This window comes from Oscillibacter sp., assembly GCF_032018205.1.
Classification (GTDB): Bacteria; Bacillota; Clostridia; order Oscillospirales; family Oscillospiraceae; genus Oscillibacter.
This window is the reverse complement of sequence record NZ_DALZOY010000009.1, coordinates 45,087-63,552: the sequence shown is the minus strand read 5'-3', so window position 1 is coordinate 63,552 and position 18,466 is coordinate 45,087. Positions and strand designations below refer to the sequence as shown.

General features: G+C 53.4%; 14 protein-coding genes. 3 read left to right on the top strand and 11 right to left on the bottom strand.

Annotated features, from left to right (window positions below):
• Positions 1-17 precede the first annotated feature (17 nt).
• Complete coding sequence (locus RTU96_RS08635) at positions 18-353, bottom strand: hypothetical protein (protein ID WP_312636132.1); 336 nt, start codon at positions 351-353, stop codon at positions 18-20.
• Between the two features lie 338 nt (positions 354-691).
• Between RTU96_RS08635 and RTU96_RS08630 the strand changes: the two genes are divergently transcribed.
• Positions 692-1,039, top strand: a complete 348-nt coding sequence (locus tag RTU96_RS08630; protein ID WP_312636131.1) for a DUF6176 family protein — start codon at positions 692-694, stop codon at positions 1,037-1,039.
• A 268-nt stretch (positions 1,040-1,307) separates the two neighbouring features.
• A complete protein-coding gene (locus tag RTU96_RS08625; protein ID WP_312279110.1) occupies positions 1,308-1,709 on the top strand; it encodes a bacteriohemerythrin in 402 nt (133 codons plus the stop codon).
• A 209-nt stretch (positions 1,710-1,918) separates the two neighbouring features.
• Here RTU96_RS08625 and nifJ read toward each other — a convergent pair whose 3' ends face one another.
• Together nifJ and ilvD are read right to left on the bottom strand one after the other, a co-directional pair.
• Positions 1,919-5,443, bottom strand: a complete 3,525-nt coding sequence (nifJ, locus tag RTU96_RS08620) for a pyruvate:ferredoxin (flavodoxin) oxidoreductase (protein ID WP_312636129.1) — start codon at positions 5,441-5,443, stop codon at positions 1,919-1,921.
• A 60-nt stretch (positions 5,444-5,503) separates the two neighbouring features.
• Positions 5,504-7,186, bottom strand: a complete 1,683-nt coding sequence (gene ilvD, locus RTU96_RS08615) for a dihydroxy-acid dehydratase (RefSeq protein ID WP_312636128.1) — start codon at positions 7,184-7,186, stop codon at positions 5,504-5,506.
• Between the two features lie 274 nt (positions 7,187-7,460).
• On the opposite strand from ilvD, the gene RTU96_RS08610 reads away from it, so the two are divergent.
• Positions 7,461-8,258, top strand: coding sequence for an IclR family transcriptional regulator (locus RTU96_RS08610; RefSeq protein ID WP_312636127.1), 798 nt, complete (start codon positions 7,461-7,463; stop codon positions 8,256-8,258).
• A gap of 217 nt (positions 8,259-8,475) precedes the next feature.
• Here RTU96_RS08610 and RTU96_RS08605 read toward each other — a convergent pair whose 3' ends face one another.
• From RTU96_RS08605 to adhE, 8 genes are all read right to left on the bottom strand, one after another.
• Complete coding sequence (locus RTU96_RS08605) at positions 8,476-9,228, bottom strand: glucose 1-dehydrogenase (RefSeq protein WP_312636126.1); 753 nt, start codon at positions 9,226-9,228, stop codon at positions 8,476-8,478.
• 29 nt (positions 9,229-9,257) lie between these two features.
• The gene (locus tag RTU96_RS08600; RefSeq protein WP_312636125.1) at positions 9,258-10,046 is read right to left on the bottom strand and encodes an SDR family NAD(P)-dependent oxidoreductase; all 789 of its coding nucleotides are present in this window, start codon (positions 10,044-10,046) and stop codon (positions 9,258-9,260) included.
• Between the two features lie 114 nt (positions 10,047-10,160).
• The gene (locus RTU96_RS08595) at positions 10,161-11,579 is read right to left on the bottom strand and encodes an SLC13 family permease (protein ID WP_312636124.1); all 1,419 of its coding nucleotides are present in this window, start codon (positions 11,577-11,579) and stop codon (positions 10,161-10,163) included.
• A 481-nt stretch (positions 11,580-12,060) separates the two neighbouring features.
• Positions 12,061-12,201, bottom strand: a complete 141-nt coding sequence (locus tag RTU96_RS08590; protein WP_312636123.1) for a hypothetical protein — start codon at positions 12,199-12,201, stop codon at positions 12,061-12,063.
• Between the two features lie 170 nt (positions 12,202-12,371).
• Complete coding sequence (locus tag RTU96_RS08585) at positions 12,372-13,232, bottom strand: glycerophosphodiester phosphodiesterase family protein (protein WP_312636121.1); 861 nt, start codon at positions 13,230-13,232, stop codon at positions 12,372-12,374.
• 294 nt (positions 13,233-13,526) lie between these two features.
• Positions 13,527-14,414 carry a 4Fe-4S cluster-binding domain-containing protein gene (locus tag RTU96_RS08580; protein WP_312636120.1) on the bottom strand — a complete coding sequence of 296 codons (888 nt, stop codon included), beginning with the start codon at positions 14,412-14,414 and terminating at the stop codon, positions 13,527-13,529.
• Between the two features lie 58 nt (positions 14,415-14,472).
• Positions 14,473-15,384: an iron-containing alcohol dehydrogenase gene (locus RTU96_RS08575; RefSeq protein ID WP_312636118.1), complete on the bottom strand. Its 912-nt coding sequence runs from the start codon at positions 15,382-15,384 to the stop codon at positions 14,473-14,475.
• Positions 15,385-15,477: 93 nt separating this feature from the next.
• Entirely contained in the window at positions 15,478-18,249 is a 2,772-nt protein-coding gene (gene adhE, locus RTU96_RS08570; protein ID WP_312636117.1) for a bifunctional acetaldehyde-CoA/alcohol dehydrogenase, read from the bottom strand.
• Positions 18,250-18,466: the final 217 nt, after the last annotated feature.

Sequence of the window (18,466 nt, the reverse complement as noted above, 5' to 3'; positions counted from 1 at the left end):
CCGGGAGTAAATGTATTTTACGTGGTATCCATTGCTCCCTGAGGAAGGACCTTTACATCTCGCACATCGATATCGGTATATACAACACTGTCAAAATGATATTGGTCGCCCAGCAAATTTCCCCGCACCTGTGAGTCAAAGTTCATATGGATTTCTACGGGCACCCACAACTGCGAATTTGCATCCCGAAAGGTTGCGCGGACAATCCCATTGCGTCTGACTTTTTCAAAAAGCCCCGGCGGAACATAGCTGGCGGACGCTGGGAGAAACGTATCGTCCTGAAACAGCATTGCTCTGGGCGCTCCCTCATAATTTACAATTTGCAGCAGACTGCTTTCAATCTCTGTGGTCACGGGAAAGATTGATCTTCCGTAGTATTCGTTTGTGATACCGTCATAAATGTCTATACGCGGCGCTGCGACCCTGTCAAACACGGGCATACACTCCTTTCATAACCCAGTGTATTCAATAAGCACTCGTTTGATATCCTCCACACGAGACAGGCACCGCCCGAAAATTTGCCCAGAGCGGTGAATTTTTATCCCATGCGTTTGTTTGCCCTCAATGTGGGATTCTTCAGCCCCCGCGCAAATACGGCCTCCGGGTGCGTTTTACTTGACAGCTTCCGGAATCCTGTGCCATAATAGTGGTTAGTTTAAGCTAATCATTAAAATGACGGGAGGAAACTACAATGGATGCTGTATTGTTCAAAGCGAAAGTCAAGGCGGGAAAGGTGGCCGTTGCCCGCGAATGGATTGATTTTTTAACAGCCAACAAGGAGAAGGGCGAAGAAACCCTTAAAAACGAGCGAGAGCACCTTGAGGTCTACTTTATGAGTGAAGAGGGCGGCATCAGCTATATTTACATGTTTGTTCTCGCCGATGATCTTCAATATGCGAATCAGGTCGCGGCACAAAGCGGCAACCCGTTGGATAAGAAACACTTTGAATATATGGCCGAGTGCATCGACGTGGAAAGCGCCGTGCAAATTGCACCGGAGCTGATTCTGGGCGATCTGTCCGTCTTTGGAGAAAGCTGATACGCCCTGACTAAAATCCCGGTGTGCCGGGGGCGGCTTGCGCAGGCCCGCAAGGGTTGCCCCCGGGTCAAGCATTGCTCCTGAAAAGCTTTTACAGGCTGCCTCGCTTTTTACACTTCCCCAAGTATTCGTCCCCCGTGGCGATCAATGATTTTCACATATGTTCTTCAAAATATGCATCCGGTTTATCCACGGAACAGTTGAACATCGTCTTATGATGATGTATGATAGTAAAAAGATTTTAGACATATAAAAAGGGGGAATCACCATGCCGTGGACGCCGAATCTCTCCGTTGGGGTCAGGGAAATTGACGATCAGCACAAGCTTCTGTTTGAAAAAGCCGAGCAGCTTTTTGAAGCGGGAAAACGAAATCAGGCCAAAGAATACATAGGCGAGCTGCTGGAATTTCTGGATAGCTACACCAAAAAACATTTTGCCGATGAAGAGAGCTATATGCAGCGCATTCACTATCCGGGTTATGCGGAGCAAAAGGCCGCGCACACCGCTTTCATCGCCCAATTGCAAAAGCTGCGCAGCGATTACGCTGCCTCCGGTGGCAATATCTTGGTGATTATCAGCGCCAATCAAATCGTGGTGGACTGGCTGACAAAGCACATCTCCAATATGGACAAAAAGATTGGCGAATTTGCAAAAACGCAGGGAAAATAAAATGTTAAACATCTGCCGTGCCGGAATTTGACCGGCACGGCAGATGTTTTATCTCTGTGCAAAGCAACATATCCTCCACAGAAAGCGACAAGACAGCAGGCCAAAGGGCCTGCTGTCTTGTATAAGGGATTCGCCCACACCGCCCCGTGGGAAAATGAAAGAGAAGGTAAGCATGGCGGGTCAAAGGCGGATTGGCAAACCCAGGAGGATTACGCTTCGTTATAGCTCTTTTCCAGACGGACATAGGTCCTGTAGCGGTCGTCCGCCTCTTGCTGTGCTTGGGCAAAGAGCATCTCGGCAGCTTCGGGATACTTCACCTTCAGCCCGGAATAGCGAACCTCCCCGTTCAGGAATTCACTGACAGGCACGGAGGGCTTTTTATAATCCAAAGAGAAGGGCTTCTCCTTGCTGTGAGAATCATAGCGATACAGCGGCCACAGACCGCAGTCCACCGCCTTCTTCATCTCGGCCTGCACATTGTTCATCCCGGCCTTAATGCCATGGTTGATACAGGGGGCATAGGCGATGACAATGGAGGGTCCCTTGTGGCTAACGGCCTCGTTGACGGCCTTCATAAGCTGGCCGGGATTGGCTCCCATGGCCACAGAGGCCACATATACGTCGGGATAGGTCATCATGAGACGGCCCAGGTCCTTTTTGGCAGTTCTCTTTCCGCCGTCGGCAAACTTGGCGGAGGCGCCCACAGGCGTAGCCTTGGAGGACTGTCCGCCGGTGTTGGAATACACTTCGGTATCCACCACAAACACGTTGATGTCCTCGCCGGAGGCCATCACGTGGTCCAGACCGCCGTAGCCAATGTCATAGGCCCAGCCATCGCCGCCGAAGAGCCAGACCGTTTTCTTGCCCAACTGGTCGCGGTGCAGCAGAATTTCCTCAGCCAAAGTCTTGGCTTCGCCGGAAAGCTCCGCCCGCTCCAGCGCCGCAGTCAGTGCGCGGGCGTCGACGTCGTTGGTGTCCAGATCCTCAAAAGAGGCAAGCCATGTTTTGCATGCGGTCTCCAGCTCCGAGCCGGACACAAGGGGAAGCAATGCTTCCACCTGCTGGCGAACATTTGCTCGGCGCTGCTTCACAGCCAGCACCATGCCAAGGCCGTTCTCCGCCTGATCCTCAAACAGCGTCCCGTAGAACGCGGGGCCGCGCCCCTCTTTGTTGACGGTATAGGGCAGAGACGGGAACGCGCCCGCCCACGCCAGAGAGCAGCCAACGCCGTTGACCCAATAGGTCTTATCGCCGTAGAGCTGGGTGAGGAGCTTTGCATAGGGCGTTTCGCCACAGCCCGCGCAGGCTCCGGAGAACTCCACCAAGGGCTGAGAGAACTGGCTGCCCTTCAGGGTCTTGCGGTTGAACACGCCGGGCTTGTCGGTCAGCGTCAGGGCGTAGTTCCAATTGGTTTCATCATACATGCTGTCGTCCACAGGCTTCATGGTCAGCGCCTTGTCCTTAGCCAGGCACGAGGCGGCGCAGCTTCCGCAGCCGGTGCAGTCCAGCGTGCTGACCTGCAAGCGGTATTTCAGCCCCGCAGCGCCCTTGGCGTCCACCATCTCGAAACCGGCGGGGGCGGCCTTTGCCTCTTCCTCATCCACCAGATAGGCCCGGATGGACGCGTGGGGGCAGACAAAGGTGCACTGGTTGCACTGCAAGCATTTGTTCGGGTCCCAAGACGGCACGGCGGAAGCAATGCCCCGCTTGTCGTATTTGGAGGTACCCAGAGGATACGTGCCGTCCTGATAGGGCAGCAAGGCGGACACCGGCAGGTCGTCGCCTCTCTGGCGGTTGCAGGGGATGACGATGTTCTTCACCACAGCGGGAAGATTTTCGTCCACCGTGCGGTCATCCTTCGCCTGCGCCCACGCGGCGGGAACGCTTACCTTCACAGGACTGTTGATTCCCGCGTCCACGGCGGCCAGATTCATGTTTACGACCTTTTCGCCCTTTTTGGCATAGGTCTTCTGCGCGGCCTCTTTCATGTAGCGGATGGCGTCATCCACCGGCATGACCCGGGCAAGCTTAAAGAACGCAGACTGCAAAATCAGGTTGGCGTGGTTTCCAAGGCCCAGCTCCCGGGCAATCTTATTGGCGTCCACAATATAAAACTGCACATTGTGGTTTGCAATATAGTTCTTCACGTCGCCGGGCAACTTTTCGCTCAGCTCTCCCTCCGTCCATGCGGTGTTCAGCAGGAAGGTTCCTCCGTCCTTTACCTCATGGATCATGTCATAGCTGTTGATATAGGACTGAGAGTGACAGGCCAAAAAGTCCGCCGCCTTAATCAGATAGGTGGAACGGATGGGGTCTTTGGAGAAGCGCAGGTGACTCTTGGTGATGCCGTAGGACTTTTTGGAGTCGTACTCGAAATACGCCTGCGTATACATCCCCGCGTGGTCGCCGATAATCTTGGCGGAGTTCTTGTTTGCGCCCACGGTACCGTCGGAGCCAAGGCCCCAGAACTTGCAGGAAACCGTGTCGGCGGACTCGGTGATGAGCGGCTCGTGAACCTCCAAAGACAGGTTTGTCACATCGTCGTTTAAGCCGATGGTGAACAGGCGCTTGGGCGCGTCCACGTTCATGTTGTCAAACACAGCCTTCATCTGGGCGGGGGTCACGTCCTTGGACGCAAGGCCATACCGGCCGCCAAAAATTTCGGGGGCATCGCCGTCGTTGACATAGCTGGCGCATACGTCCAGATATACCGCCCCGGCAATGGCGCCCGGCTCCTTGGACCGATCCATGGCGGTGATTTTCTTCACCGTTTTGGGAAGGGCTTTCAGGAAATACTGCATATCGAAGGGGCGGAACAGGTGAATCTGAAGAAGGCCCACCTTTTCTCCGGTTTCGCACAGATGGTCCACAACCTCCTTAGCACATTCGCAGGCGGAGCCCATCATGACCATCACGCGCTCGGCGTCGGGCGCGCCGTAATAATTGAAGATATGGTAATCCCGGCCGGTGATCTTGTTGATCTCCTGCATATAGCCCTCCACCACGGAGGGAATCTCGTCATACGTCCCGTTGTTGGCCTCCTGAGACTGGAAATACACATCGGGGCCCTGCACGGTGGTGCGCTGAACGGGATGCTCGGGATTCATGGCGATACGGTGGAACTCCTCCAGCGCATCCCTGTCAAGCAAGGCGGAAACCCGATCCAGATCAATCATCTCAATCTTTTGAATCTCGTGGCTGGTGCGGAAGCCGTCATGGAAGTGAATGAAGGGGACCCGGGCCTTTACAGTGGTCAGGTGCGCGATGGCCGCAAGGTCCATCACTTCCTGCACGCTGGATGAGGAAAGCATACCCACGCCGGTGGCCCGGCAGGTCATCACATCTTGATGGTCGCCGAAAATGTTGTTTGCGTGCTGGGCAACAGAGCGGGCCGCCACGTGAAACACGGCGGGCATCCGGTGTCCGGCCATGATATACAGGTTGGGAATCATCAAAAGCAGGCCCTGAGACGAGGTGAAGGTGGTGGCTAAAGCACCCGCCTCCGCCACGCCGTGCAGTGCACCCGCAGCGCCGCCTTCAGACTGCATCTCCACCAGCGTCACACGCTGGCCGAACATATTCTTGCGTCCGGCGGCAGACCATTCATCCACCTTTTCGGACATGGGAGAGGACGGTGTAATCGGAAATATCCCGGCCACATCCGTAAAGTGGTAAGCAACGGTGGCGCAGGCTTCGTTGCCGTCCATGGTTTTCATGATTTTTTTCTCAGACATCTATATTCCTCCTGGCATATCGTCTCCAGCGCAGAATTTTCTGCGCTGGAGACAGAGATATTACATTTTAATAATAGCGCCCTGATCCGCGGAAGTAGCCGCCTTGGCATACAGACGCAGGTAGCCGTTGGGAATGTGCTTTTCAGGCAGCTTCCAGCTCTTGTAGCGCTGCGCAATCTCCTCGTCGGACACATGAAGCTCCAGCTTGCCCGCGTCCACGTCAATCAGGATTTCGTCGCCGTCCTGAACAATAGCCAGAGGGCCGCCTTCCGCAGCTTCAGGAGAAATATGTCCCACGAAGCAGCCGTTGTTGGTGCCGGAGAAGCGCCCGTCGGTGATCAGGGCGGCAGATTTGCTCAGGCCCACGCCGTACATATACTTCATGGCCTTGAACATCTCGCGCATGCCCGGTCCGCCCTTAGGGCCCTCATAGCGGATGACCACCACATCGCCGGCCTGAACCTTGCCGCCCAGAATGGCCTCCTCTGCCTCCTCCTCGCTGTTGTAGCACTTTGCCTTGCCTACGAAGCGGTGCATGGATGGATCGATGGCGCCGGGCTTAGTCACTGCGGTGTTGGGGCAGAGGTTTCCGTGAAGCACCGCCACGCCGCCGGTTTTAGAGAAGGGCTCCTCCACGGTTTTAATAATCGTGGGGTCCTCAGGATACTCATAGACGTATTCCGCCAGATTTTCCTTCAGGGTCTTTCCGGTAACCGTCATAACGGAGGTATCCAGAATGTCACCCAGACGCTGAGAGACTCTGGGGATTCCGCCGGCCCGGAAAAAGGCTTCCATTTCTGGTTTAGCGGCGGGGTTGACCTTGGCAATTTGGGGAGTGGTCTTGCTCAACTCCTCAAACTCTTCCACCACGTTCATGTCCAGCTCCGCCTCGTTGGCGATGGCGGACAGATGCAGCACGGCGTTGGTGGAGCCACAGGTAGCCATGGTCATCTTGATGCCGTTGCGGATGGCTTCGGGTGTTAAAATCTGGCGGGCGGTGATGCCCTTTTTGCACAGGTCCACAATGGTCCGGCCCGCTTCAAAAGAGCTGCGCAGACGGGCGGCGTAAGCGGCGGGAATCAGGGCGCTGCCGGGTAGGGACATGCCCAGCGCCTCGGACACGCAGCACATAGTGTTGGCTGTGCCGTAGAAAGAGCAGGAACCGCAGCCGGGACAGGCGGTATTCTCCAGCGCGGCATACTCGCCCTCAGAAAGCTTGTCAGCCTTCACCATTCCCAAAGCCTCGGAAATGGAGGTCAGGTCGGATTTGCGACCGTCAAACTCAATGCCGCCCAGCATGGGGCCGCCCACGCAGACGATGCAGGGGATGTCCAGCCGGGCCGCGGCCATCAGCATGGCAGGTACGATTTTGTCGCAGGAGGCCAGCAGCACCAGCCCGTCCAGCCGGTGAGCCTGAGCCATAATCTCCACGGAGTTGCAGATAATCTCCCGGGAGGGCAGAATATAGTGCATCCCCTCGTGGCCCTGCGCCACGCCGTCACAGGCGGCGATGGTGCCAAATTCCACGGGCGTGCCCCCGCCTGCGTAAATGCCGTTCTTGGCATATTCCGCCACCTTGTCCAAATTGTAATGTCCGGGCACCACAGTGTTCCATGTGTTGGCGATTCCGATGAGAGGCTTCCCTTCCTTCAGCTCGCTGTCCGTATACCCCATGGACTTAAACAGGGACCGCGCAAATGCGCTGTCCTCCTCACCTAAAATTGTTTTACTGCGAAATTCCATAAAATTTTCCTCCTTAACCTTTCGCGGTTTAAGTTTATCTAACATCTGTTTTCAGAAGCAACAGTTTGCGCTTTTTGCGCCCGCCATTCTACACTGTCGTTTCCGTTCCTCGAAAATATTATATTGCTCAAGCCTTTGTCTGTCAATATCGTACGCAGTTTATTCATACAAAATATCTTTGGAAGTTTTTACGTTTTATTGACAGGAAGAATCCTGTATCTTATAATATGATTAACAGTATTCTGCAATACAGAACATATAGAAGAGGTTGACTATGGCTACTACAAAGAACATTCAATCGGTGGAACGTGCTTTCTCCATTCTGGAGTTATTTCAGAAGACCGGGTGTTCAGAGCACAGCGTAAAGGAGATTTCCAATGCGCTGGAGCTCAACAAAAGCACAACCTTCGGTCTGATCAATACGCTGACCAATCTGGGATATCTTCAGCAAAACCCCGAGAACCAGAAATACGTGCTCGGTCTGAAGCTGTTGAGCTTTTCCAACACGGTCAAGGTTCAGAATATCATCATCCGCTCCGTCCATGCATACTTGGAGCAGATCAATCTCAAGTACGGCGAAACCGTACACTGTGCGATAGAGCAAAACGACGGCGTGATCTACGTGGATAAGGTGGAAGCCACCGGCTCTATTTTTATCAGCACCCAGATCGGCACCCATAACGACCTGCACTGCACCGGCGTGGGGAAGTGCATCCTTGCCTACATGGATCCCGCCATGCAGGAACGGATTTTCTCCAGAAGCCTGAAAACCATGACGTATAACACCATTACAAACTCCGAGCAGCTTCGGGAGGAGATTCTCAAGGTCCGAGCAAGGGGCTATGCCGAGGATAATGAAGAAATCGCCATCGGCCTGTCCTGCGTTGCCATTCCGGTGTTTTCCGCTCCGGGAGTCGTGGCCTGCGCCATTAGCGTGTCGGGTATGACTTCCCGCATCCGCATGGCCTGCGACAACGGGCTGGTGAATGAGCTGAAACGAACTGGCGCGGCGATTTCCAAGAAAGTGTTTGGGTATGTGCCGGAACTGCCGGAGGCAGAAAATCCGAGTTGAAGCCGCATCAAGCTTCCGGGAGACTTTGGGGGGGAAATTTGCCCGAAACGTTTGCCCTGTCATAAAGGTTTAAGCAAAAAACGCCGCTGTTCGCGGCGTTTTTTGCTGTTTCCGCGGAAATGAGCATGTACAGGCCGGGTGGTTGTGCTATTCACCTAAATCGCCGTGTCCTCTTTTCAAAAAGCGATTAAAGTTTCGCCGCTTGCAAACGCAATTTTTAGTAACAGGTCACGCCGCCGTCGATGGGAAGATTGACGCCGTTGAGAAAAGATGCCTCTTCGCTTGCCAGATACAGCACCGCGTTGGCCACGTCCTCTGGGGTGGTCAGCCGCCCGAGAGGGATTTCATCAATCCGGGCCTGCTTTTTTACCGGGTCTGCCATCAGGGCCGCCACAAAGGGCGTGTCAATGGTGGCGGGATGAATTGAATTACAACGAATGTTGTCCTTTGCATAGCGGGCGGCCACGGATTTGGTCAGCAGCGTCACGGCGCCCTTGGTGGCAGTATAGGCCTCGGGGGTATTCATGTGACCGATCAGGCCGCAGATAGAATTTGTGTTGAGGATGACGCCGCCCCCCTGCCGCCGCATAATGGGAATGGCATACTTGGTGGCAAGGAAGACGCCGGCGGTATTTATCTCCATCATCTGCATCCATTCATCTTTGGTCATTTCCTCAATGGTCTTGCGGATGTTGATACCGGCGTTGTTTACAATCACATCCAGCCGCCCGCTCTGCTCTACAATCCGTTCTGTCACTGCCTTCCAAGCCTCTTCACTGGCCACATCCATTCCGACGCCGTGGACGCGGCAGCCGGCGTTTGTCAGCTCCTTTGCCAGAGCTTCCGCCCGGTCTGCCGCCAAATCCAGCACCCAGACCTCCGCGCCGTTTTCGGCCAGAAGTTTTGTCTGCGTGGTGCCGATTGCGCCTGCGCCGCCAGTAACGGCAATTACCTTGTCTTTCACATTCATATTCAGGTTTTCCTTTCCTGTCCCCGGGCTTAAGCTCGGGTTTCCTTATCCTGCCATGCCTTCATAGGATTCTGAACGCCCATTTTTCCACCGCTGATCTCAATGCTGGTGCCGGTGATATAGCGGGCGTAGTCGGAAGACAGAAATGCCATGGCCCATGCTACGTCAATTGCTTCGCCAAAGGTTTGCAGCGCAATGGGGGCGCGAAGCTGTTCTCCCCGCTCCTCAATGAGAGCGTGGTTCATGTCCGTATTGATCAGGCCCGGAATATACCCGTTTACCCGAATACCGTAGGGGGCCAGCTCAGCGGCCAGCGTTTTGACCATGGAGCTGATTGCGGACTTGGTGGCAGCGTACACGCCGCTGCCAACGGAGGGAAACAGGGAGGCAAACGAAGAGGCCAGCAGCATCACGCCGCCCCGGTCCTTCATAAAGCGATACCCAATACGGGCGCCCAGATAGACAGACTTCAGATTGGTATCCACCGTCCGGTCCCACATCTCTTCGGATGTGTCAATAATACTGTACTGAGGATAAACACCGGCGTTGCTGACCCAGACGTCAATGGGGCCCAGCTTGGCCTCTGTGTGCGCGGCAAAGCGCTCCAGAGAAGCGGCATCGGAAACGTCACAAGTTTCTCCGAAGGCGGAGATACCCTTAGCCCGAAGGCTTTCCAGTGCCGCCTCCAGCTTTTGGGGATTTGTACCGCAGACGGCCACCTTGGCCCCAAGCGTGCCCACAAGCTCCGCGTAGGACAGGCCGATGCCCCCAGTACCGCCGGTGACAAGGATCACCTTGTTGTCAAAGCGAATGTTCATGATCGTGTCCTTTCTGTTCTTTCAGGCTTTGCAGTACCGCGAAAGCCGTCTTTTAAAAACCGAGGGCATCGAAATATCCACAATGCCCCCGAAAGGCGTGCGGAGTGCGGGTGATTAGCCGAAAATACCCACAGCGTTCATGATCGCCACAGTAATCAGGCACACCACGGAAGATACCGCGCAGGGTATGGTCACGTACTTCACAGACTGCTGCGTGTTCAGGTGGAAGAACTGGCCCATCACCCAGAAGCCGGAGTTGTTATAGTGATTGCCCATCAGGCAACCGCTGCCAATGGCCATCACGGCGGCCAGAGGAGCCAGACCCAGATCGGGCATCATGGGCAGCACAATCGCCGCAGCGGTCATTCCGGCAGTAGTCATGGAACCAACGGCAACCATCATAATGGCGGCAATGGCCCAAGGCACCACAATGGTGGGAATGGGGCTGTTTCCGATCATCTCAGACAGGGGCGCCAGAGCGGGAGAGTTTTTCAGCACGTTGCCGAAGGCTCCACCCATGGCGGTGATCAGCAGCGGAGCCAAGCAGACCACAAGACCCCGGGCGACCCATTTGTCCAGCATGATCTCATTAAACTTGATATTAGGCTCGTTGTAAGTGGTTGCGTAAACGCCCCGCACCATCGTACGCTGGCGATAGCCCAGCCAAATAGAATACACAAGACCCACGAACAGAGCAATCACCTTGTTGCCCAAAACGGTGCAAACGGTATAGATGGCGCTGCCCTCGGTTGCATACATCTCGGCAAAGGAAGATGCAGAGATCAGCAGCACGGGCAGCAGCAGGGGAAGGAAGCCCAAAACCGTATTCGGAAGGCCCGGATCCTTGATCAGGATGTCGTCTACGCTGTCGGAGTGGGTTTCCGCCATGCCCCGGACAAATTCGGGATTGGGCTCAATCCACTCCTTCGCCGTCCACTTGCGCAGCAGGAAATAAGGAACGAAAAAGCCCACCAGTGATACCACAATACCCCACATAATGGTCAGGCCAAGATCCGTCTTAAACATAATGGCGATGGCCAGAATGCCGGGAGTGGGGGGCACCAGCGCATGAGTCAGGAACAGACCCAGACCGGTGAAGGACGCCATGGTGGACATGGAGATATGCTTGCGCTTGGACAGCATGGAAGCAATGGGGGCGGTCAGCACCATGGTGATGTCGCCAAAAACAGGGATGGACATGATGAAGGCCGTCAGGGACGGAGCCAGTTCCATGTTCTTGCCCCGAAAAAGCTTAATAAAAAAGTTGGCGATGGCCTTGGCTGCGCCGGTATCCTCAATGGCCATAGAAATAATGGCACCCAGAATGATGGTGATACCCACGCTGCCCAGCGTGTTGCCAAAGCCGCTGCTGACATAATCAACCGTGCCGATCACGCCATAGCCAAGGGAGATGCCGGTACCCAAGGCCGCTATAAACAGCGCCAGTACCGGGTGCATTTTCAGCTTTACAATCATCACTACCAGAGCGAGAATTGCAATCACCAAAATTAACAGAAATATTCCTGCGGACATAATTGTTTCTCTCCTTTTTTCATACCTGTGTTGATTTTTTGCCGTGAAAGAGTGTTCGCCAGGACTATCACCCTCCTTAGTATGGCCAGCGGCTCTCCGCTCGCGCCGTTCTTTTTTATCGCTTTATATTCTATAATGGAGAACTAAATAAATAATAGACCGGACGACATATTTTGTCAACATCTGACGAGTATTTTTATGCATAACGCCGCTATTTTAACTTAATTATAGTGCGTTCTAACAAAATATCCAGCTTAGTTTGTTGTAACAAAGTCTCAAAAATTAGATAAATCAATAAATATTTCAAAATATATTCTGCAATGAAGAATAATAAATTTAAAAACTCCAGTTACACACTTGTGTGCTATTGAAAATGTATCCACTTCAAACGCCGCCCACAAAAATAGTCTGTCCACAATTTGGACGCAAACTTTAAAGAACAGAGCAGTCCATCCGCACCTTGCGCTGTAATTTTAAAAAATTAGCCGGATTTGGGCTGTTTTTTTACAAACCAATGAAAAGGCCTTTGCCAATTAGGTGCAGATGGAAACGCTTCAAGGGCAGCATGGGCGGAGTATTTGAAAAGTTCCCATTTTTGAAGCTGGCGTTTATATTCTTCCAATACGTGGAGATCATTTTGCGCTTCAATATCATTTTTAGAAGGAGAACTCAAAATAAATTTACCGGATGTTGCAAATTCGATTAACAGCGTAACGGCGTATTCTGGGGAATAGTTATGATTATTTTCTGCTTGGACATAGTGGGGGTATTCATCCGAGTCCTCTGCCCGTATTACTCCCGCACTGCGGGCTGCTGCTCAACAAAATAAGTCCGTTGAATTGCCAGCATCGGATTGTTTGTAATAACACCATCCACCCCTAAAGCAATTGCTTTATCCAGCATCTGCTTTGTATTAACGGTCCACACATAGATCTTTTTTCCCGACGAATGGGCAAGCTGAACAACAGTTGCATCCACACAGCTCTCATGCAGGCTGATTGCATCAGCACATTGCAGCTGGAGAATGCAGCTTTTAAAATCACAGCCCACATACGCTGTTCTAATTTCAGGAGCATAGCTTTTCACTCGCTGAAGAATTCCGCAGTCACTGGAAGCGATCAGACATCGGTCCTGCATGTCTGTTTCCAAAATCAAATCTACGACTCCCTTTTCATAGCCGCCTTCCCTGCATGGTTTGAGTTCAATGTTCAGCATCAGGCTGCTGCCTTTCAGGACCCGCAATACTTCCCGCAGCGTTGGAATTGTCTCCTGAGCGGACGAAAGTCCCCCATTCTTCTTTACTTTCAGACAGCGAAGTTCGTTATAGGTAACGTCGCAGAGTTCCCGATCTACACCGGCAGTGCGCAGAAGATTATCGTCATGCATAATTATCAAGACCCCGTCCAATGTCTGACGCACGTCCAGTTCGACATAGTCTGCTCCTGCGTCTGCCGCACCCCGAAAGGCGGCCATTGTGTTTTCAGGGAAGCGAAAAGAGTCCCCCCGATGCGCCATAATTTCAACTTCGCAGCTATTTGCTTTTTTGAGCGGCTGATATAACAATGAGCCGCACAGCCAGACAGCTAGAAAGGCGGCGGCAAAAAGACCCGCGCCCACTTTTCGGAAAATCCGCCGATTCATACTCACTTGCATGCCGCCTCCCTCCTCTGCCGATTTTATAGTTCGGCTTTTAAGAAGCTTCTGCATACATGTCACATTTATGCGGTTATAGACTTATTAACGTCTTGGCGCCTACTTTCAAAACGCGCGGGTTTTTCTGGCGCTGTGGAAGGAGGCAATCAACAAGCGGCACATGGTGTCGTCAGCCTTCCACAGGACACTAAAAAAATATCGCCGCAGCTTTTGGCTACGGCGGAAAATATAGGGAAAATTTGAAGGAGACAGACAAAAGCGGCGCAGCAATGCTGCACCGCCTTTGTCTGTTGCTTATGCAATTCGAGTCAGCCACTTCAAATCATGGGCCTCAAACACGGCGCTGCGGTATGCTTCCAGATTTAGCGGTGTGCCGTCCCAGTCGGAGTGAATGTCACCGTTCTGCTTGATGAGAATGTCGTACAAAATAGCGTAGGTCACGCCGCTGCGCGCGTCCTGCTCTACAATGGTGCTATACGGCAGGGTCTTGTGGTAGGTTACCTCCAGACCACGGTAGTCAAAATGAAAACCGCAGCGCATCCGGCACCCCTCCAGTCCGGTGTAGACGGCAATTTTTTTCAAATCCTGCAAAATTTGGTCGCCCGTCTCCTCGTAAAGGTTGTCAGGCGTAGTGGCGGTGTAGTCGAACCGGAATTGTACAGAACTGCCGGGGATATTACTAAACCGGTCCAGATAGGGGATCAGAGCCCACGCAGGATAATCCTGATAGAGGACGCAGTTAATCCGAAAGGGAACCCCCAGTCTGGTCAGCAGTTGATCATTGGACTCCACCACATACTGCTGCATATGGCGAGAGACATTGATGCAGGTGATCTTATCCCGATTTCGCCGGGTAAACGTCACAACGTCCTCTTCGGACTGATACTCGGACACAGGAAGCGTGGTATTGATGTAGACCTTGTGGGTGGAGGGAATCTTATCGAGCATTTTCTGGAGAGAATCCAGATTGGCAAGGGGCTCTCCCCCCGTAAACACATAGTCGCAGTAGGGTGTGACGGCATTCATCTGCTCAATGCTCTCGCAGATTTTCTCAACAGAAAACCCGGTCGGATTTGCATATTCGCCCTTGTTGATGCAAAAGGGACAGTGGTTGCGGCAGTCATATGGGACAAAAATCGTGATCGTTGCCCCGCCCTCCCGCGTTTTATACGGATAGTTCATAGTGATAGGCCTTTCAGAGTAATGCACACGCCTGGGCGCCATGGCTTGCCTGCGGTTTCTAGAAAAGCGCCTCACATGCCTCCCACAGCTTCTGGGTTCCCGATAAGTTCAAGTCATGAGCCAACATTTCAATTCGCTCCTGATGCATGGCCTTTTCTGTGGCGAACGAGTAGAACGGCGCGGTGAAATCAATGGTATCCATCGTATTCCCGTAAGCCGCTCCTGCAAGAGCGGCTGCGTTATGAAGCTTTTCCAGCGCGACAGGGCAGCCGCTTTCGGCAGCCTTCAGATTCTTCAGCACCGCTCTGACTGCCTCTCGTAACAATCCCTGGGTATATTCGCAGCACCCGTCGCCTGCAAATGCCCGAATTGACTGTGAGAGTGTGGAAAGTCCGCAGGCCTTGATTTGCGCCGGAGACAAGCTTTCGGTAAAGCGGGCGTCCGTCACCGAAAGTTCCGGCAGCAGCGCAAAACTGTTGATGACGCAGATATACCCGGAATCATTTTTTAACACGCAAAACGGCGAGTTCTGTGCTCCGCTTCCAAACGAAGTGGCCACCAGTATCTGCTTTGCTTTCACGCCGGTGCGAATGCGGGCGGGAGATTCCGCCGCTGCCGCCAGATCCATTTCCGGATTTTCATACAAAAGCCAGAGAGCCTTGGCAGCGCTCATCGCCCCGCCGCCGCCGATGCCTACGATCACGTCCGGCTCAAACTCCGACAGCTTTGGCAGTCCACTGCGAAGATCGGCAAAGGATGGCACGGCGCCTATCGAAAAAAACTCAGCCGTGCGGATGCCCTGCTTTCGTAGCTGCCGACCAATCGAAGAAACGACGCCGGAACGAAACAGCCTCGGATTTGATACCAGAAGCGCACGCTTCATATGGTAGACTTCGCTTAGTTCCCGCAAAGCCACATTTGCGGAACCAGTCTTAAAATAAACCTTTTTCGGGAGATTTAACATATTCATCGGATGTCCTCCAATTTACCAAACGGTCAGGAAGCCGACGCCGGCAGGCGCCGGCTTCCTGAGAAATTGAGGCGGCAAAAAAATTGCTGGCGATCAAATAAATCCGCCGACTTTGTCCACACCGATCTCTGCGGAGAGGCCCATGGGATAAGCCGCATGCGTATCGAGGGGCAGCGTGACCGCCACTGCCAAAACATCGCCGAACTTCTCGATGAATTTATCGTTTCCGTAGAAAGCTCTCAGGTAGCAGGCCTTCAGCTCTTCAATTGTGGGATATACGGGGTTGCAGCCGGTGCACGCGTCGTGGAACGCCCACTCGGACATCTGGTCAACAGCCGCCAGGAAGTCTGCTTCCCACGCCTTGGCTTTCTTCTCGGGGTGAGCTTCCACCAGCCAGTCGCAGATTGTCTCGGGGATATCCACGTCCTTTTTCAGCTGCTCGGCAGCCTTGATCCAGTTTTCAAACGTCTCCTCGTCTGTGGCGCCCTTGACGCCAATGAGCTCGCCCAACTGGACATAGCGCTCAAATGCCTGCGGATACTTATACTGGGAGAAGGTCCCCATATGATAGGGGTGCTTCTGCGCGTTGAACCGGCAGACATAGGGGAACAGCAGCGCGTTGGCGGTTCCGTGGGGGATGTGGAACCAACCGCCGATCTTGTGGGACAGGGAATGGTTGATGCCAAGGAATGCGTTGGCAAAGCCAATACCGGCCAGACAGGAAGCGTCGGCCATTTTCTCGCGGGCAACGGGGTCAGCCTTCGCGCCCTTAAATGCAGAGCGATAGGCCCGCGGCAGATAATTGAATACCATTGTGGTGGCATCCCGGCAGAAGCCGTCGGTATACTCGGTAGCAAAGGTGGAAACATAGGCTTCCACTGCATGGGTCAGCACATCGTAGCCGGATGCCTGCGTTGCTCTCGGGGGAAGGGCCATCATGTTTTCCGCATCAATGATGGCCATTTCGGGCATCATCTCATATCCAACCAGCGGCCACTTCATGCCGGTGTTGGCGTCGGAGATAATGGTGAAAGGCGTGCACTCGGAACCGGTACCGGCCGTGGTGGGGATACAGACCAACTTGGCCTTCTCGCCCATCTGCGGGAAGAAACGGACTCTCTTGCGGATATCCAGGAAGATGGTCGCCATATCCAAAAATGCCTCTTCGGGATGCTCATACATGATCCACATAATTTTGGCGGTGTCGATTGCGGAACCGCCGCCCACAGCGATGATGACATCAGGCTCAAACTCGTGCATCTTGGGCAGGCCCTTCATGGCGTCCTGAATCTGCGGGTCCACCTGAATATCAAAGAACTCAGCAGTTTCAATCCCCAGATCATGCAGTTGGTTGAGGATGGCGTCACAGGCGCCCATCTGATAGAGGTTGGCGTCGGTAATGATAAAGGCGCGTTTAAAATCGTAAACGTGCTTCATTTCCCGCAGGGCCACAGGCGTGCAGCCGGTCTTATGATAGACCTTTTTGGGCAGCTGAAGCCACAGCATATTTTCTTTCCGGTTGGCAACGACCTTGATGTCCAGCAACTGTTCGAAGTTGGTGTTGCCCATGTATGCGGAGTGACCCACAGAACCCGGCCCCAACGTCAGGGACGGAGCGATATCGAAGTTGTACAGATCGCCGATGCCGCCGAAAGCCGTGGGCGTATTGATGAGGATGCGTCCGGCCTTCATTTTTTCAGCAAAGCGGTCAATCTTCTTTTCTTCCGTGGGGTCTATGTATAGTGCCGCAGAATGGCCTGCGCCACCCTCGTAAACCAGTTTTGCGCAGATATCGAACGCTTCATCCAGCGTGTCGGCCTTGAACATACCCAGCAAAGTAGTCAGCTTTTCGTTGGCCCAGGGGTTTTCATGGGAGGTGTCGTTTGACTCGTAAATCAGGACCTTGGAATCATAAGGCACCTGAATTCCGGCCATCTCGGCAAGGCGAACGGCAGTCTGCCCGACGGCGGGAGGATTTACGCCGTGATTTTTGGGATTGTAGAACACCTTGGCCACCTTGGCGGCCTCTTCATCATTCAGGAAATAGCAGCGGGCATCTTTCAGCAGAGCTTTCACCTCGTCATAAACGCTGCTCAGCACCGTGATATGCTGCTCTGTGGCACAAATCATTCCATTATCGAATGTTTTGGAGTGAATAATAGACTCCACAGCCATGCGGAGGTCTGCCGTCTCGTCGATCACCACGTTGCAGTTGCCGGGACCTACGCCGATGGCGGGCGTGCCGGAAGAATAGGCGGCATGAACCATGCCAGCGCCGCCGGTAGCCATGATCAGGTCAACCTTTTTCATCAATATATCGGAAATTTCCAGGGAGGGCGTCCCAATCCAACTGATTACATGCTCCGGAAGTCCTGCCTCGATTGCGGCATCCCGAATAATTTTGGCGGCGGCGATGGAGCATTTCACAGCATGGGGATGCGGAGAGAGGATGATGGCATTTCTGGTTTTCAGAGCAACCAGCATTTTAAAAATGGTGGTAGAGGTGGGGTTGGTGGTGGGCGTAACAGCGGCAATTACACCCTTGGGAGAGGCCACCCGCTTGGTGCCAAAAGCACGATTTTCTTCAATAATGCCGCAGGTTTTCGCGTGACGCATATAATTCCACATATGCTCGGAAGCATATTGATTCTTTGTTACCTTGTCCACAACAATACCGTAGCCAGTTTCCTCGCAGGCCATTTTCGCAAGTGGAATCCGCATCTTGGACACCGCCATGGCGGCCTTTTCGCAAATCGTATCTACCTGCTCCTGTGTAAAGGTAGCATACTCCTCCTGAGCAGCGCGAATGATAGGAAGAGCCTGTTCGAATTCTTCTACCGAATTGATCAATAATGCGTTTGCCATAAATATGCCTCCCTTTTCAATTTGCAATTGGTGTTGCTGTGAATTTTGAAACTCGAATTACATCGTCCCCTTTCCTGTTCAACCCAAAAAGTGCGCAGTCGTGAAACCGACGATTTTAACAGGACACCCTTTTTCATGACTTGTCACACGCTGGAATGACTGGTTTCCATTTCTTCGTCCATACCACAGCGCGTCACGGAAGACGCGGCTCCTCACG

Coding starts and splice junctions, on each gene's coding strand:
- RTU96_RS08575 (WP_312636118.1), bottom strand. CDS start 15,384: ATGAATATGTTAAATCTCCCGAAAAAGGTTTATTTTAAGACTGGTTCC.
- RTU96_RS08600 (WP_312636125.1), bottom strand. CDS start 10,046: ATGAACATTCGCTTTGACAACAAGGTGATCCTTGTCACCGGCGGTACT.
- RTU96_RS08595 (WP_312636124.1), bottom strand. CDS start 11,579: ATGTCCGCAGGAATATTTCTGTTAATTTTGGTGATTGCAATTCTCGCT.
- nifJ (WP_312636129.1), bottom strand. CDS start 5,443: ATGTCTGAGAAAAAAATCATGAAAACCATGGACGGCAACGAAGCCTGC.
- RTU96_RS08585 (WP_312636121.1), bottom strand. CDS start 13,232: ATGCAAGTGAGTATGAATCGGCGGATTTTCCGAAAAGTGGGCGCGGGT.
- RTU96_RS08610 (WP_312636127.1), top strand. CDS start 7,461: ATGGCTACTACAAAGAACATTCAATCGGTGGAACGTGCTTTCTCCATT.
- RTU96_RS08580 (WP_312636120.1), bottom strand. CDS start 14,414: ATGAACTATCCGTATAAAACGCGGGAGGGCGGGGCAACGATCACGATT.
- RTU96_RS08625 (WP_312279110.1), top strand. CDS start 1,308: ATGCCGTGGACGCCGAATCTCTCCGTTGGGGTCAGGGAAATTGACGAT.
- RTU96_RS08630 (WP_312636131.1), top strand. CDS start 692: ATGGATGCTGTATTGTTCAAAGCGAAAGTCAAGGCGGGAAAGGTGGCC.
- RTU96_RS08605 (WP_312636126.1), bottom strand. CDS start 9,228: ATGAATGTGAAAGACAAGGTAATTGCCGTTACTGGCGGCGCAGGCGCA.
- ilvD (WP_312636128.1), bottom strand. CDS start 7,186: ATGGAATTTCGCAGTAAAACAATTTTAGGTGAGGAGGACAGCGCATTT.
- adhE (WP_312636117.1), bottom strand. CDS start 18,249: ATGGCAAACGCATTATTGATCAATTCGGTAGAAGAATTCGAACAGGCT.